General features: G+C 65.3%; 11 protein-coding genes and 1 riboswitch. Of the genes, 8 read left to right on the top strand and 3 right to left on the bottom strand.

Translation table 11 applies throughout. The annotated features are described in order from the left end of the window. Positions 1 to 276: 276 nt before the first annotated feature. Complete coding sequence (locus tag AC5P7R_RS16230) at positions 277 to 1,854, bottom strand: BCCT family transporter (protein WP_021203612.1); 1,578 nt, start codon at positions 1,852 to 1,854, stop codon at positions 277 to 279. Positions 1,855 to 2,099: 245 nt separating this feature from the next. Further along, a riboswitch (TPP riboswitch) is annotated at positions 2,100 to 2,200 on the top strand. An 82-nt stretch (positions 2,201 to 2,282) separates the two neighbouring features. Between AC5P7R_RS16230 and thiC the strand changes: the two genes are divergently transcribed. From thiC to AC5P7R_RS16205, 5 genes are all read left to right on the top strand, one after another. Next, positions 2,283 to 4,127 carry a phosphomethylpyrimidine synthase ThiC gene (thiC, locus tag AC5P7R_RS16225; protein ID WP_227854046.1) on the top strand — a complete coding sequence of 615 codons (1,845 nt, stop codon included), beginning with the start codon at positions 2,283 to 2,285 and terminating at the stop codon, positions 4,125 to 4,127. Between the two features lie 93 nt (positions 4,128 to 4,220). Further along, positions 4,221 to 4,892, top strand: coding sequence for an ion channel (locus tag AC5P7R_RS16220; RefSeq protein WP_019662036.1), 672 nt, complete (start codon positions 4,221 to 4,223; stop codon positions 4,890 to 4,892). Between the two features lie 259 nt (positions 4,893 to 5,151). Further along, positions 5,152 to 7,476 carry a winged helix-turn-helix domain-containing protein gene (locus tag AC5P7R_RS16215; protein WP_227854045.1) on the top strand — a complete coding sequence of 775 codons (2,325 nt, stop codon included), beginning with the start codon at positions 5,152 to 5,154 and terminating at the stop codon, positions 7,474 to 7,476. A gap of 115 nt (positions 7,477 to 7,591) precedes the next feature. Next, entirely contained in the window at positions 7,592 to 8,491 is a 900-nt protein-coding gene (locus AC5P7R_RS16210; protein ID WP_019662034.1) for a helix-turn-helix transcriptional regulator, read from the top strand. Between the two features lie 49 nt (positions 8,492 to 8,540). After that, complete coding sequence (locus AC5P7R_RS16205; RefSeq protein WP_171952672.1) at positions 8,541 to 11,405, top strand: TonB-dependent receptor domain-containing protein; 2,865 nt, start codon at positions 8,541 to 8,543, stop codon at positions 11,403 to 11,405. 178 nt (positions 11,406 to 11,583) lie between these two features. Here the strand turns inward: AC5P7R_RS16205 and AC5P7R_RS16200 are convergent, their stop codons facing one another. Both AC5P7R_RS16200 and ppa read right to left on the bottom strand, forming a co-directional pair. Beyond that, entirely contained in the window at positions 11,584 to 12,705 is a 1,122-nt protein-coding gene (locus AC5P7R_RS16200) for an HDOD domain-containing protein (RefSeq protein WP_021203616.1), read from the bottom strand. Between the two features lie 151 nt (positions 12,706 to 12,856). Then, on the bottom strand, positions 12,857 to 13,393 hold the full coding sequence (gene ppa / locus AC5P7R_RS16195) for an inorganic diphosphatase (RefSeq protein ID WP_005410935.1): 537 nt from the start codon (positions 13,391 to 13,393) through the stop codon (positions 12,857 to 12,859). Positions 13,394 to 13,578: 185 nt separating this feature from the next. Here ppa and AC5P7R_RS16190 point away from each other — a divergent pair, with 185 nt between their 5' ends. The 3 genes from AC5P7R_RS16190 (at position 13,579) to AC5P7R_RS16180 (ending at position 15,665) form a co-directional block, all read left to right on the top strand. After that, positions 13,579 to 14,052 (top strand): hypothetical protein, encoded by a 474-nt coding sequence (locus AC5P7R_RS16190; RefSeq protein WP_495214042.1) that lies wholly within the window; start codon positions 13,579 to 13,581, stop codon positions 14,050 to 14,052. Between the two features lie 72 nt (positions 14,053 to 14,124). Next, positions 14,125 to 14,625 carry an RNA polymerase sigma factor gene (locus AC5P7R_RS16185; protein WP_019662030.1) on the top strand — a complete coding sequence of 167 codons (501 nt, stop codon included), beginning with the start codon at positions 14,125 to 14,127 and terminating at the stop codon, positions 14,623 to 14,625. 104 nt (positions 14,626 to 14,729) lie between these two features. Then, entirely contained in the window at positions 14,730 to 15,665 is a 936-nt protein-coding gene (locus AC5P7R_RS16180; protein WP_227854044.1) for a FecR family protein, read from the top strand. The last annotated feature ends 36 nt before the right edge of the window (positions 15,666 to 15,701 follow it).

Raw genomic sequence — 15,701 nt, 5'->3', positions numbered from 1 at the left:
AAAACGGATCCGACCCCTTCTTGTTTTCCGATACACCTGATCCACGCATGGCGTGGATCTACTGCCGTCACCGGGAAATTGCCGGAGGCGGGGAGGGGGCCGATGGCGGGACCGTCCACGGCATGGATGCCGTGGCCGAGCCTACAGGGACGTACTTGCGGCGTGTCTCGCCATCGGCCCCCTCCCCGCCAAACCAGCAGAAATCCAGAGCCGCTTTTGAAGTTGTTGTTGCCGTTGCTTGAAAAAAGCGGTGCAGCCGCAGGCTGCAAAACCCCCTCAATCCTGATCGTGCGCGCGCGCTGCCTCCGCCTGGGTTTCCTCCTGCGCCGCCATCTCGCGTGCGATCCACGCATCGATCATGTGCCGCTGGCGCTGCGCCTGCCGCCGCTCACGCGTGTACTCCTGGTCGAGCACGCGGTACAGCGACACCATCACCAGCACCATCAGCAGCGCGAATGGCAACGCCGCAATCGTGATCATGCCCTGCAGTGCATCCAGGCCACCGGCCAGCAGCAACGCCGCTGCGATCAACGCCACGGCGATGCCCCAGGCCAGCTTGCGCTTCAACGGAGGATCGCCTGCTTCGTCAGTGGACATGCTGGCCAGAACCAGTACCGCCGAGTCGGCCGAGGTTACAAAGAAGATCATCAGCAGTACCAGTGCGATGCACGACAGCAGCAGCGGCAGCGGCATGCTGTCGAACAGCGTGAACAGCACCGTCTCGTAGCCATTGCCCAGCGCCTGCACCAGGTCGGCATGGCCGAAGATCTGCGCCCACAGCGCGGTGCCGCCGAACACCGCGAACCAGAAGAAGCCCAGCAGCGTCGGCGCGAGCACTACACCGATCACGAATTCGCGCACGCTGCGGCCGCGCGAGATGCGTGCGATGAACGAGCCCACGAACGGTGCCCACGAGATCCACCAGGCCCAGTAGAAGATTGTCCAGTCCGCCACCCAGGTGCTGCCGGAGAACGGTGACATGCGCAGGCTCATCGTCACCAGCTGGTTGAGGTAGGAGCCCAGCGTGGTGGTGAACGTATCGAAGATGAAGCCGGTCGGCCCCAGCACCAGCAGGATGGCTGCCAGCAGGGCAGCCAACGCCAGGTTGAAATTGGACAGCCACTTCACACCCCGCTCCACGCCACTGGCGGTGGACGCCATATACAGCACGAAGGCGACGGCAATGATGGTCATCTGCACTGGGACGGTAGCCTGCACGCCGAACACGCGCTCGATGCCGGCGGCGATCTGGATGGTGCCGAAGCCCAGCGTCGTCGCGACACCGATCGCGGTGGCGACCACTGCAGCGATGTTGACCACCCGACCGATCCAGCCGCGATGGTGGCGGCCGATGATCGGCTGCAGCATGTCGCTGACCAGGCCACGGCCGTTGCGGTTGAACTGGAACCAGGCCATTGCCAGCCCGATCAGCGCGTAGATGGCCCACGGGTGCAGGCCCCAGTGGAAGAATGCATAGCGCATCGAGGCGCGTGCCGCATCCAGGCTCTGCGGAGCAAGCCCTTCCGGTGGTTTGCTGAAATGCGAAATGGGCTCGGCGGCGCCCCAGAACACCAGGCCGATGCCCATGCCGGCAGCGAACAGCATCGACATCCAGCTGGCCCGCGAGAACTCCGGTTCGGCGTCCTCTCCGCCGATGCGCAGGTTGCCGAAGCGGCCGAAGGCCAGGTACATCAGGAATACCAGGGCCAGGAACACGACCAGCAGGTAGAGCCAGCCGATGCCGCGGATGAGTTCGCCGAGGATGCTCTGCACCACGGTATTGAAGGGACCGGGTGCAACACCGGCGAGCAGCACCAGCAGCAGAACCAGTGCAATGGAAACGCGAAACACCATGAAGGGGCTTCTCCGATCAAGGGATTGAGGGGAGCGAGCAGAGCTTGCTGCGAGGGGCCGGCGACATGCAGCACAGACCGGGCAGGGGCCGCGAAGGCGGCGAGGAAACACCGGCCGCAGCGGCAGGATGCGCGTGCACGTTACTGAATGCGATGTCACGGTTCTGTTAATACAGAAACAGCGGATCCACGCCGTGCGTGGATGGAACAGCCATGGGCCGCAGCACGTTCTATGCTCTAATGCACACCAAGAAGCGGGGGTACCGGGCCATGTGGCCACGGTTGAGACAGTCCCTTGGAACCTGATCCGGCTCATACCGGCGTAGGGAAGCTTTGCAATGCAGCCGTGCCCGGACTCCGCCCAAGGACCGTCCGCGCGGGGTCGCAGTGCGCCGCCGCTTCGTCCCTGACCTTCCTGGACGATGCCCGATGAACGCACAGCTCTCCGCCCTGCAGCAACAGGCCCAGCAACTCTCCGAATCCGTGACCCGGCCCATTCCCGGATCGCGCAAGATACACGTGGCCGGCTCGCGCCCGGATCTGCTGGTGCCGATGCGCGAGATCGCGCTGACCCGCACGCCGACCCTGTTCGGCGGCGAAGAGAATGCGCCGGTCACGGTCTACGACACGTCCGGTCCGTACACCGATCCGGAGGTGCGCATCGATCTGTCGGCCGGTTTGCCGGAACTGCGCCGCAGCTGGGTGGAGGAGCGCGGCGATACCGAACAGCTCGACGGCCTGAGTTCGTCGTTCGGCCGCGACCGCGAGCTTGATCCGAAACTCGACGCCGTGCGTTTCCCTGCGCGCAGCCTGCCGCGCCGTGCACGTGCAGGCGCGAATGTCACCCAGATGCACTACGCGCGCCGCGGCATCATCACGCCGGAAATGGAATTCGTCGCCATCCGCGAGAACCAGCGGCTGGAAGCGATCCGCGATGCCGGCCTGCTGCAGCAGCACCCGGGCGAGTCGTTCGGTGCTTCAATCCAGAAGGTGATCACACCCGAATTCGTGCGCGACGAGATCGCACGCGGCCGCGCGGTGCTGCCCAACAACATCAACCATCCGGAAAGCGAGCCGATGATCATCGGCCGCAACTTCCTGACCAAGATCAACGCCAACATCGGCAACAGTGCCGTGTCCTCCGGCATTGCCGAGGAAGTGGAAAAGCTGGTGTGGGCGATCCGCTGGGGCGGTGACACGGTGATGGACCTGTCCACCGGCAAGCACATCCACGAAACCCGCGAGTGGATCATCCGCAATTCGCCGGTGGCGATCGGTACCGTGCCGATCTACCAGGCGCTGGAGAAGGTTGACGGCCGTGCCGAGGCGCTTACCTGGGAGATCTTCCGCGACACGCTGATCGAGCAGGCCGAGCAGGGCGTGGACTACTTCACCATCCACGCTGGCGTGCTGCTGCGCTACGTGCCACTCACCGCCAAGCGCGTGACCGGCATTGTCAGCCGTGGTGGCTCGATCATGGCCAAGTGGTGCCTGGCGCACCACAAGGAGAATTTCCTCTACACGCATTTCGAAGACATCTGCGAGATCATGAAGGCCTATGACGTGACCTTCTCGCTGGGTGACGGCCTGCGCCCGGGCTGCATCGCCGATGCCAACGACGCCGCGCAGTTCGGTGAGCTGGAAACGCTGGGTGAGCTGACGAAGATCGCCTGGAAGCATGATGTGCAGACCATGATCGAAGGCCCCGGCCATGTGCCGATGCAGCTGATCAAGGAGAACATGGACAAGCAGCTGCGCGAGTGCGGCGAGGCGCCGTTCTATACGCTGGGCCCGCTGACCACCGACATCGCGCCGGGCTACGACCACATCACCAGCGCGATCGGTGCGGCGATGATCGGCTGGTTCGGCACGGCGATGCTCTGCTACGTGACGCCGAAGGAGCACCTTGGCCTGCCCAACCGCCAAGATGTGCGCGACGGCATCATGGCCTATCGCATTGCCGCGCACGCAGCCGACCTGGCCAAGGGGCATCCGGGCGCGCAGGTGCGCGACAACGCGCTGAGCAAGGCGCGTTTCGAGTTCCGCTGGGAAGACCAGTTCCACCTCGGCCTGGATCCGGAGAAGGCCAAGGAGTTCCATGACGAGACGCTGCCGAAGGATGCGCACAAGCTGGCCCACTTCTGCTCGATGTGCGGCCCGCACTTCTGTTCGATGAAGATCACCCAGGATGTGCGTGACTACGCCGAAGCCGGCATGAAGGAGAAGTCGGCGGAGTTCCGCGCGGCCGGTGCCGAGGTCTACCGCCAGGGGTGATGCGGAAGCGGGGGTGCCGGCCAGCGGCCGGCACTACCGCTCATCACGCCGCTCCTGGCTATCCTCCGCCCATCTTCCTGGGGAAAGGACGCCATGCCTGTTGCCATCACCACCCGTTGGCTGGCCATTGCCCGCCGTCATCCTTCGGCCTGGCTGTTGGGCGCCCAGCTGATCGCGGTGCTGCTGTACCCCGCGCTGGATGACACCGCTGCGGGCCGCGCGGCGCTGGGCATGTTCGGCATGGCGGTGCTGGGCCTGGCATTGTGGGTGGTGCAACGCAGCCCGCTGGGCACCTGGCTGGCACTGCTGCTGGCCATTCCCTCGGTGGTGTTCTCGCTGGCCGGTGCACTGCTGGACCGCACTGCGCTGCTGACCACCGCGCAACTGCTGGAGAGCCTGCTGTACTTCTATACGGCCGGTGCGCTCATTGCCTACATGCTCCAGGACCATAAAGTCACCCGCGATGAACTGTTCGCCGCAGGCGCCACATTCACGCTGCTGGCCTGGGCCTTCGCATTTGCTTTTGCCGTGTGCCAACAATGGTATCCGGGCAGTTTCCAGGGCTCCGGCGGCGGTGCACAGCGCACCTGGATGGAACTGCTTTATCTGAGCTTCAGTTTGCTCTCGGGTGTTGGCTTGAGCGACGTAGTACCCCTGCATCCGCAGGCGCGTGCCCTGGTCATGCTGGAGCAGTTTTCAGGCGTGATGTACGTGGCTTTGGTGGTTTCGCGACTGGTCGGATTGACCATGCTGCGGCGCGTGTGAAAATGAACGCCAGATAAAAATTTCGCGCCCCGCAGGGCGCGAATGGTGCAGCAAATTATGTGAATGCGTCGGCGAGAGAGAGCCTGGATGTCGACCACGCGATAGGCGAGGTAACCCGCATAGGCTAGTATTCGCCCGCTTCATTGTTTTTGCGGTATGCGCCGATGCTGTGTGCGGAATCTGGCTTTTTGTTGTCCCCGGTTGGGGGCGGTATTGCTGGTGAAACCTGCCCAGGCCCGTCCCTACTGTATCCCGGAAAATGAACAGCAGCGAAATCCAGCCGCCCGAGGCTGACCGTATCCAGGTTGGCGAATGCGTCGTCACTTTGTCCTCGCGAGAGGTCGAAGTTGAAGGTGCGCGTCGTCCGCGCCGGCTGACGCCGAAAGCGCTGGGTGTGCTGCGCGTTCTGCTGCGGCAGCCCGGCCGCGTGGTCACCCGCGAGGAGCTGTTTGCCGAAGTGTGGCCCGACACGCTGCCCACCAATGACGTGCTGACCCAGGCCGTCACGCAGCTGCGCAAGGCATTCGCCAACGACGACGACAACGGCCAGACCTATATCGAGACCATCGCCAAGAGCGGTTATCGGCTGCTGGTGCCGGTGCAGGTGCTGGAGGCGCCTGAGGCTGCCGTGGACAGCGGCGAGCTGGCCGATCTTCCGTTGCCGCCCGCGGACGCCGGTGGCAGGGCCGCGGTCGGTACGGTGCCGGTGCCGGGGCTTCGCCGGGCGTGGCGACGGGTCCGGCGCCAGGTACTGTTGGCAATCGGCATATTGATGCTTGGCACGGTGATCGTGCTGACGATGCTGCTGTTGCGGCAGCCGCCGGAAGCCAGTTCACCGGTTGATGCGGCCGTGGAGAACGGCGTTCGCGTGATCGGCAGCCCGCAGCGGCCTTACCGGCTGATCACCGCGACCAGTGGTTTTGAGACGTATCCAACACTTTCGCCCGACGGTTCCCAGGTGGCCTACGAAGGGGCCAACGACGACGGGGGGGACGGCGGTGCGATCAAGGTGCAGACCTCGGGCAATGCGCCCGCGCGCCAGTTGCTGACGCCTCCGGCCGGTGCCAACGACCGTTTCCCGAGCTGGTCGCCGGATGGGCGCGAGATCGCGTTTGCACGATTCAGCGCCGGAGGCGGCTGCCAGGTGCTGATCGCCAGTGCCACAGGTGGTGCCGTGCGCCAGGCAACCCGCTGCGACGGCACCGAGCTGCTCAGTTTTGACTGGACCCCGGATGGCCGGGGGCTGGTGTTTGGCAGCATGGTCGGACGCTATGCGCATCGCGGCATCCGCGTGCTGGATCTGGCCAGTGGCCAATGGCGTGAGCTGGATTACCGCGTCGATGCCGATGATTTCGACTATGCGCCGCGCTACTCGCCAGACGGTAAGTGGCTGGTGTTCGTGCGCAATCCGCAGATGGGTGATCTGTGGCGGATGCCCGCCGGCGGCGGTACCCCCGAGCAGCTGACCAATGAAGCGGCCGAGCAGCGAGGCTGGGCCTGGCTGGGGGATGGGCGCACCATCGTGTTCGGCCGTCGCGTGGACAGTGAAGTTCGCCTGTACTACCTCGACGTCGAGCGCCGCACGCTGCGCGACGCTGGCCTGGATGATGCGCAGTGGCCTGCGGTATCCCGGCATGGCAACGTGCTGGCGTTTGTCCACCGGCGGGCGCAGTTCGGCGTGTTCAAGGTTCCGATCGAGGGAGGACGTGCGGAACGACTGTTCGCGTCCAGTGGCCGTGATGGTCAGCCGATGGCCGCGCCCGATGGCCGCCAGCTGGCCTTCACCTCCGATCGCTCCGGCAGTTTCGCCTTGTGGTGGGCTGACATGCAGCGGCCGGACTCGCTGCGGCTGATCGAAGGCCTGCGGCCGGAGGCCCGGCAGGCACCGGACTGGGCCGCCGACAGCCGGCACCTGCTGGTGGTTGGCCGCGATGACCATGGACGTACCGTGGTCTACGAAATCTCGCCGCGTGATGAGCGGCTGCAGCCACTGCCGGTGCCGGCCGAACAACCGCTGCAGGCGCTTTACGGGGCCGGCGATGACCAGCTGCTGGTGGTGGAGCGGGATGCCGACCAGCGCACGCGCTTGAGCCTGTTCGACCGCAGCTCTCACCCCTGGCGCCGGCTGGCCAGCATTGATGGGGTGTCGCAGGCACGTTTTGATCGCGCCAGCGGACGGGTGCTGTTCACGCGCCTCGCCGCTGGTGGGCTGTGGTCGGTCGATCCGGCACTGTCACCGGCCAGTGTGCAGCAGATCACTGAAGACCTGCCGAGTCGGTGGCGCTATCGCACCTGGACCGTCGTGGGGAACGGTGGCATCGGTTACCTCGGCACGTCCACGCAGTGCGGCACGACCCTGGTCCTGATCCAGGCCGGTACCGAAGTGCCGGAACGCTGCCTTGATCCGCAGCGGCTCAGCGCGGGCAATGGACTCAGTGCCAGCGCCAACGGGCGCGATCTCTACGTGGCGCTGGCGGTCAGTGACGGCGCTGACATCGGCATCATGCGGCTGCCCGAGCAAGCCCCGGCGCTGTTCCCTGCCTTCTCCAGAATGTTGATTTTGAAGAAGAATTTCTCTTCGTAATTTTTTCGTGTGGTTCTCGCCACGAATTCGTGGCGATCTCGGCAGTCTTTCCTGACGAGGTCCCACCAGATTGGGCAAAACGGAGGCCTGTACTAGGCAAATCCGTGGTGCCCCCATGCGTCAACTCTCGCTGGCCGATCGCGGCCAAACCATCTCCCTCGACAAGGCCCTGGACGACGTCGCGCCGACCTGCCTGGGCGTTGCCCGGCTGGGCAGTCTGCAGACCGCAGGCAGCAGCTTCACTGTGTGGATGCAGGTGCGCGGCAGTTCCTGGGTGGAAGCCAAGGAAGGACGCTTCCGTTTGCGCCAGGGCGAGTGGATCGCCTTCGAGAAGGAATCGCGGCCGCTGGTGCAGGCCGGTCGCAACGGTTTGTGCCTGGGCCTGAACCTTACCGTCGAAGCGCTGCGCGTGCTGGCCGAGATGGCCGACTGTGGCCTGTATGCCGGGCGTGGTCGCATGAACCGCGGCGATGCACGTGTTGCGCTGCGCCTGTGGCGCGACGCGCTGGCCAGTGGCCAGCCGGCGGAGGCATTGCGCCCGCTGCTGCTGCATCTGGCGGGCCTGCAGCGCGGGCTGGCCGACAACGTGCAGCGTTGCCCGGGTCGCTCGCGCAGCCGCAAGCGCCAGGTGTTTGGCCGCATGCAGCGCGCCCGCCTGTACCTGGAAGGCAACAGCCACCGCGTGGTGCGCATCGGTGAACTGGCTGAACTGACCAACTTCTCCAGCTGGTATCTCTCCAAGACCTTCCAGAGCCTCTACGAGGAAAGTCCGCAGTCGCTTTCGGCACGGTTGCGCCTGGAACGGGCGGCCGATCTGTTGCGCGATACCGACATGATGGTGGGCGAAGTTGCTGCCGCCAGCGGTTTCGACAACTGCTGCAGCTTCGCCAGGGCCTTCCGCGCCCGTTACGGGCAGTCGGCTTCGCGCTTCCGTGAGAACGGCGGGCTGCTGCCGCCACATTCTGCAAACTCTCCGGTTGGGTCGCGCAAATGCAGCGTCGCAACGCAATCGTAACGTGCTGGGGCGTTTTAACACGCTACTAACACGTACCTTGGAGAGATTGATGAACGTTCGTATTCCTGCAGTGCGGCTCGGCTTGTTGCCGGCCGGCATTGCGCTTGCCTTGGCACCGTCTTTCGCTTCGGCGCAGGACGCAGCTGCCGGCGGCACGACCGACCTGGACCGCATTTCGGTCACCGGTTCGCGCATCCGCCAGGCGAGCATGGAAACCGCGCAGCCGGTCATCGCGCTGCAGCGCGCCGACATTGAAAAGCAGGGCTTCACCAGCGTTGCCGACATCGTGCAGAACCTGTCGGCAACCGGCTCGCCGGCGATCAGCCGCGCCGATGCCCTGAGCTCGGGCGAAGAAGTCGGCGGCCAGTACGTTGACCTGCGCAACCTCGGCCCGCAGCGCACCCTGGTACTGCTGGACGGCAAGCGCATGGGCGTCAGCTCCGGCGGTTACACCGATCTGGCCTCGATCCCGACCTCGATCGTCGAGCGCGTGGAAGTGCTGACCGACGGCGCATCGGCCATCTACGGCTCCGATGCCATTGCCGGCGTGGTCAACATCATCACCCGCAAGAACTTCGATGGCCTGGAAGCCAGCGTCTACCGCGGCCAGTACGGCCAGGGCGACGGTGACAAGGAAACCTACAACTTCGTCTACGGCATGACCAACGACCGTGGCTCGTTGACTTTGGGTGCCGAGTACAGCGACGAGAAGCCGGTGCTGGCCAAGGACCGCCGCTTCAGCGCCTATGCCAACGGCCCACGTCATCCGTTCCCGACCGAAGATGACGCCAACGGCTGGTCGGCGATCACCGAGAAGGGCGTACTGGTCAACGGCGGCAAGAACTACGTCGTGAACCCTGGCGCCGATCCGACCGATTTTGCCAACTACCATGAGCTGACCAACGCCGACCTGTCCAACCCGACGCAGCAGATGTATCTGTCGACCGGGATCAAGCGTCGCTCTGTGTTCGCCAACGGCCAGTACGATTTCACCGACAACATCCGCGGTACCGCCAACGTTCTGTATACAGAACGCGAGGCGCTGCAGCAGATCGCCGGTTACCCGTACCGCTCCAGCGCGTATGGCACCAAGCTGTCCAAGGACAGTGCGTTCAACCCGCTGGACCAGGATGTCGACTTCATGCGTCGCACCTGGGAAATGCCGCGCCAGACCAAGTCCGAGCTGAATACCTTCCGCTTCTCGGCCGGCCTGGAAGGCTCGTTCGAGTTCGGCGATAAGTACTTCGACTGGGATGTCGGTTACGTCTACAACCGTAACAAGGGCACCAAGACCGGCACCGGCAACCTGTTCATCCCGAACGTGAAGAATGCCGTCGGCCCGTCGTTCGTCGAGAACGGCGTTGCTTACTGTGGTGCCCCGGGTGCGGTCATCGCCGGTTGCACCCCGTGGAACCCGCTGCTTGGTTATGGCATCGACGGCGCTGGTTCGCTGTCCAACCCGGATCTGCAGAAGTATCTCTTCCTGCCGACTCACGACACGTCGCTGACCACCTCCAAGGTCTACAGCGCCAACCTGTCCGGCGCGCTGTTCACCCTGCCGGCCGGTGACCTGTCGTTTGCAGCAGGCTACGAGCACCGCGAAGAGCAGGCCGAATACAACCCGGATGCGCTGCTGCAGTCGGGCCTGAGCACCGACCTGGCCGGTGCGTCCACCGCCGGTGGCTACAAGCTCAACGAGTTCTTCCTCGAGCTGAACGTGCCGATCCTGGCCGACCTGCCGTTCGCCAAGGAACTGTCGGTCGACATGGCCGGCCGTTATTCGGATTACAACACCTTCGGCAACACCTTCAACAGCAAGTTCGGCCTGAAGTGGAAGCCGATCGATGACCTGCTGGTGCGCGGTACCTACGCCACGGGCTTCCGTGCGCCGACGGTGGCTGACCTGTACGGCGGCACCTCGCAGACCTTCGACAAATACACCGATCCATGCGACACCCTGTTCGGTGCCGCGGTACGTAACCCGCAGGTTGCCGCGCGCTGCGCCGGTGCCGTCCCGGCCAACTTCCGCCAGGAAGCATCCGGCGGTATCGATGCCACTGGCCCGGGGTCTCAGTCCAACTACGCCTACCTGTCCGGCTCCAATGCCGAACTGCTGCCGGAAACCTCCAAGACCTGGACCGTCGGCCTGGTGTACAGCCCGAACTTCGTACAGGGCCTGGACATCAGCCTGGACTGGTGGAAGATCCGCATCGACAACGTGATCGCGGCCGAGTCGGTTACCTCGATCCTCAACCAGTGCTACATTCTGGGCAACGCCAACGCGTGTGATCGTGTCACCCGCGATCCGGAGAATGGCTCCCAGGTGACCGACGTCACCCGCACGCTGATCAACGGTGGTTACCAGGAAACCGCTGGTTACGATCTGGGCATCAAGTACCGCCTGCCGGAGTTCTCCTTCGGCAACATCATCATCGACTGGAAGACCACCTACGTCGATTACTTGGAGTACAAGCGCGACAACGAAGAGCAGACTGCCGTCGAGCAGCACACCGGCTGGGGCACTGGCGACTGGGGTGGCAACTTCCGCGTGCGTTCGAACCTGAACATCGATTGGAGCCTGGGCAACTTCGGTGTCAACTGGGGCATGCGCTACTACTCAGGGCTGAAGGAAGAGTGTTCCTACGACCGCACCGGTGGCGCCGAGTGTAACAACCCGGACTTCTCCTCGGCCTACACCCTGGCCATTCCGGTCCGCAACACCGGTTCGAACACCTTCCACGACCTGCAGGTGCGTTACAACACTCCCTGGAACGCCACCATCTCGGCAGGCGCCAACAACGTGTTCAATCACGAGGGCCCGGTCATGTACAGCCAGCCGAACTCGAGCTTCTCGTACTACGGTGGCTTCGACATCGGTCGTTTCTACTACATGAAGTACACCCAGCGCTTCTGATCCATCGAAGCGTCACAGCAGAAAGAGGAGGGCGGGCCGCAAGGTCCGCCCTTCTTGTTTGTGTGCTGCACCGACTGACGAGATCCACGCCATGCGTGGATGGTTCTTCAGGCACAACGGAAAAGGCAGGCCACCCGGCCTGCCTTTCATTCCCTGCGAACTCGCCCTGGGCGGTGCCTCAAGCCTCGCTGGGTACCAGTCCCATCAACGCATTGGCATGCTCCCGCCACTGCGGCAGCCTGTTGAGAACACCTGCGCGCTGCAGGTAGTCCTCGTCCACCGGATCACCATTGACCAGTGCCAGTGCCACGTGCACTGCGCCGGTCACCCAGAAGCTGCGTGTATTGGCACGCTGCGGCTGCAGATGGAACGCGACCGCTTCGATGATCGGCATCGGCAGGCCCCACAGGCCGAGCAGATAGGCACCGGCTTCGGCGTGGCCCGGGCGGGTGTCACCGGTCAGCGATGGTTCGCTGCGCTCGTTGCGCACGCCGGGCAGCAGCAGGCCGATGTCGGCCAGCAGCGCGGCGGTCGCGCCCAGTTCGGCGCTGGATTCGGGCAGCAGGCGTGCCGCCAGCCGCGAGGCGAGCAGGGCGCGCTGCTGTAGTGAATTGCGCTCGGCCGTGGACAGTGTCGGTGCCGAGAACACCTCGCTGGCCAGTACCAGATCGCGCAGCGTCGACAGGCCGAGGCGGGTCACGGCGGTGCGCAGGTCGGCGATGGTGCGGCCCTGGCTGAAGAACGCCGAGTTCGACAGCTGCAGCACCTTGGCCGCGATTGCCGGATCAGCGGCCACCAGCTTGGCGACGTCGGCGCTGTCGGCGTCGTCGTCATGTTCCAGTGCCTGGGTCAGGCTCAGGTACAGGTGCGGCGGCGAGGGCAGCTTCTCGATACGGCCGATGGCGTCGCGCAGGCGCGGGCTGTCCAGCACTTCACGCAGCTCTTCCAGGCTGGTCAGCGCTTCCAGCAACACTTCCGGTGCCAGCGGCAACGGCAGGAAGCGGTGGGCCACGCCGATCAGGCGTGCCGGCGGCGGCCGGTTGCCGTGCTGGGCGTCCACCAGCGCAATGCGGATGGTTTCCGGGCGCAAGGTCCGGATCTGGCCCAGCAGCGTGGTGGCATTGAGATCCGGCAGCTGCGGGCAGACGATCACTGCATCCACGCCCTGCGTGGCCACCGCGGTCATTGCGGACTGGCCATCGGTGGCGGTCAGCGGCTGCCAGTCTTCCCCAAGATCGGCAATGAATTCGGTCAGCTCGGCCGGCAGGCTGGCTGCATCCCCAACAAGCAGAATACGCACGACACATTCCCCTGGCTGTCTCGACGATGGATGTCGACGACGTGTGAAGTGACGCAATTTACCTAATACGGCGGCAAGAGTGATGTGCCGTCGTCATGAAACGTGACCCGCATCGCTCCGGCAGGGCATGCCGGAGCGATCCGGTTCAGGCTCAGGCCTTGCTGTCCAGATGGCGCTGGTGCGCCTCGATCAGGATCTGCTTGGCCTCAGCGGCGCCGCCCCAACCGTCCAGCTTGACCCACTTGCCCTTCTCCAGGTCCTTGTAGTGCTCGAAGAAGTGGCCGATGCGCTCCAGCCAGTGGCTGGACACCTGGGCGATGTCTTCCACGTGGGCGTAGCCACTGAAGATCTTCGACACCGGCACGGCCAGGATCTTCTCGTCGCTGCCCGCCTCATCGCTCATCTTCAGCACGCCAACCGGACGGCAGCGCACGACCGAACCCGGCACCAGCGGCAGCGGCAGCACCACCAGCACGTCGGCCGGATCGCCGTCGCCGCACAGGGTGCTCGGCACGTAGCCGTAGTTGCAGGGGTAGCGCATCGGGGTGGACAGGATGCGGTCGACGAAGATCGCGCCGGTTTCCTTGTCCACTTCGTACTTCACCGGCTCCGAGTCCTTCGGGATCTCGATGATGACGTTGATTTCTTCCGGCGGGTTCTTGCCGGGCGAGACGAGTTCCAGACCCATGGTCGTGCTCCAGGTGGGGGATATAGACGGATAGCCCCCCATTTTATGCCTTTGCCGGGCGCTGTGCAGGGGGAGGGGGCTGACGGCAGGGCGAGGAAGGCGCCGACCCGGCGGGCCGGGGTTGACCGATGGGTCCGGGGGGCGCGCGCGCGCAGGCTGGATGTACCTACCCGAGGAGTTCCCGCATGAAACCATCCGCCTTGTCACTCGGACTGTTCTGCACGCTGCTGATCGCGCCCGCCGCCCAGGCCTTTCCCTACGTGGACCTGATCGACTACCCGCACCAGGAAGCCAACTGGGACCGCTTCTTTGCCCTGGAAGGGCGTCTGCAGCACGGGTTCGACGCGATCTGCGGCGACACCTTCTGCGAGGGTGAGTACAGCGACATCCGGGCGCTGCGCCTGCGCTGTTCGGTGGACGCGGTGCGCGGCACGGTGCATGAGTGCCTGTGGGCATTTGCCGCCAGTGACCTGGCCGTGTCGCGGAACGACGGTGCGATCGTGGCCCGGCAACCGACCTGGCTATGCCGGCTGCCGCTGGTGCCTGGCACCCCGGTTGAGGACTTCCATGCGGCGCTGGCGGCCCGTAATCCGCTGCATGATCCGTTGCCCGGCACGTCGGAGAGCGTCTATGACGGGCTGACCGGCTGCATCCACTGATGCGAACGTGACTGATTCTCATTAACGGAGTAGCATGCGCGGCGCCTTCCGTCTGTCGTCCCGGTTCCGCGCATGTCCTCCAATGCCGCCTCCCTTACCGAACTGCTGATCCGTGAGCGGCCGGCACTGCTGCGTCGGGTGCAGCGCATCCTTGGCGGCGACAATGGCGCCGAGGATGTGATCCAGGCGGTGTGGTTCAAGGCCCGTGGGGTCGACGACAGCCAGGCCATCGACAACCCGCGGGCCTATCTGTACCGGCTGGCCGCCAACCTGGCCACCGACCACGGCCGCGAATCGACCCGGCGCAACCGCCTGCTGGCCGACCACTACCTGTGGGGGCCGGACGAGGTCATCTCGACCGAGGAACAGGCCATGGCACAGGACGAGCTGCAGCGGGTGCTCGATGCGGCGGGGCACCTGCCGGAGCCGACCCGCACCATCTTCCGGCTCAACCGCCTGCAGGGCCTGACCCAGGCCGGGATCGCCCGCCGTCTCGGGGTGTCGGTGACGACCGTCGAGAACCATGTGCGCACCGCCCTGCAGCGGCTGGCGTGGGCACGCAGCGGCCGATGATCGCCCCGGCTTGGGGCTGGCCCTCGCTGGAACGTCTTGATCACTGGACCGTGGATGCGGTCTAGTTCCTCCGCCTGCGCTTGAATGCGCCTGTCCGCCAGCCGATGAGCCCGCCGAACACGCTGCCCGCCGCCAATGACGATGCCCTGGCCGAACAGGCCCGGGGCTGGATCGCGTGGCTGGCCTCGGGTGACATCGGCGAAGGGCGCATGCACGAGTTCGAGCGCTGGCTGGCACAACCGGGGCACCGACGCGCCTTCGAACACGAGCGCGCGCTGTGGCGCAGTGTCGGGCCACGCCCGCAGGTCCGGCCCGCCGAACGCCCGCGGCCGCATCGAATGCGCTGGGCAATGGCCGCTGCAGCCGCGCTGGCGATGCTGGTGGCATGGCCGGAGGCCTGGTTGCGGCTGCAGGCCGACCATCGCAGCACGCATGTCGTGCAGAACGTGCAATTGCCCGATGGCAGCCGCGCAGTGCTGGATGCGGACAGTGCGATTGCCGTGCGCTTCAACGCACATGCACGCGAGATCGAGCTGCTGCGTGGGCGTGCCTGGTTCGAGGTCAGCCCGGATGCGCAGCGACGTTTCAGCGTGCGTGCGGGCAACGGCGTGATCGAGGACATCTCGACCGCGTTCACCGTCGCGCGCGGCGATGACCAGGTTGAAACCCAGGTCGGGCAGGGCAGGGTGCGCGTGGCCAGCCCGGCCGACGGTGGCTGGACTTATCTGCAGATGGGCCAGCGTGCGGTCTATGGCGAGCACAGCGGCGTGACGCGCCTGCGGGATGTGGCTGCCGACAGCGTCGGCGCGTGGCGGCAGGGCGAGCTGCTGCTGGAGCAGGCCAGCGTCGCCGACGCCGTGCAATGGGTGGGGCGTTATCGCGCCGGCCCGACCTTCGTGCGCGGCGATCTATCGCAGCTGCCGGCGGTAAGCGCGGCGTTGCGCATCGACCGCCCGGAACAGGCGCTGGATGCGCTGGCCGCGACGGCTGGATTGCAGGTGACCCGGCTGCCGCTCGGCGTCGCCATCGTCCATCGGTAGATCCACGCCATTGCCCCGGTGCCGACCAACGGTCGG

It is taken from the genome of Stenotrophomonas sp. YJH_SMC_27, from assembly GCF_059369815.1.
This window is presented reverse-complemented; position numbering and strand designations above follow the sequence as displayed.

What these genes read in the sequence shown, in the direction of transcription:
- thiC (WP_227854046.1), top strand. Translation starts at nt 2,283, where the DNA reads ATGAACGCACAGCTCTCCGCCCTGCAGCAACAGGCCCAGCAACTCTCC.
- AC5P7R_RS16205 (WP_171952672.1), top strand. Translation starts at nt 8,541, where the DNA reads ATGAACGTTCGTATTCCTGCAGTGCGGCTCGGCTTGTTGCCGGCCGGC.
- AC5P7R_RS16215 (WP_227854045.1), top strand. Translation starts at nt 5,152, where the DNA reads ATGAACAGCAGCGAAATCCAGCCGCCCGAGGCTGACCGTATCCAGGTT.
- AC5P7R_RS16220 (WP_019662036.1), top strand. Translation starts at nt 4,221, where the DNA reads ATGCCTGTTGCCATCACCACCCGTTGGCTGGCCATTGCCCGCCGTCAT.
- AC5P7R_RS16210 (WP_019662034.1), top strand. Translation starts at nt 7,592, where the DNA reads ATGCGTCAACTCTCGCTGGCCGATCGCGGCCAAACCATCTCCCTCGAC.
- ppa (WP_005410935.1), bottom strand. Translation starts at nt 13,393, where the DNA reads ATGGGTCTGGAACTCGTCTCGCCCGGCAAGAACCCGCCGGAAGAAATC.
- AC5P7R_RS16185 (WP_019662030.1), top strand. Translation starts at nt 14,125, where the DNA reads ATGTCCTCCAATGCCGCCTCCCTTACCGAACTGCTGATCCGTGAGCGG.
- AC5P7R_RS16230 (WP_021203612.1), bottom strand. Translation starts at nt 1,854, where the DNA reads ATGGTGTTTCGCGTTTCCATTGCACTGGTTCTGCTGCTGGTGCTGCTC.
- AC5P7R_RS16180 (WP_227854044.1), top strand. Translation starts at nt 14,730, where the DNA reads ATGAGCCCGCCGAACACGCTGCCCGCCGCCAATGACGATGCCCTGGCC.
- AC5P7R_RS16190 (WP_495214042.1), top strand. Translation starts at nt 13,579, where the DNA reads ATGAAACCATCCGCCTTGTCACTCGGACTGTTCTGCACGCTGCTGATC.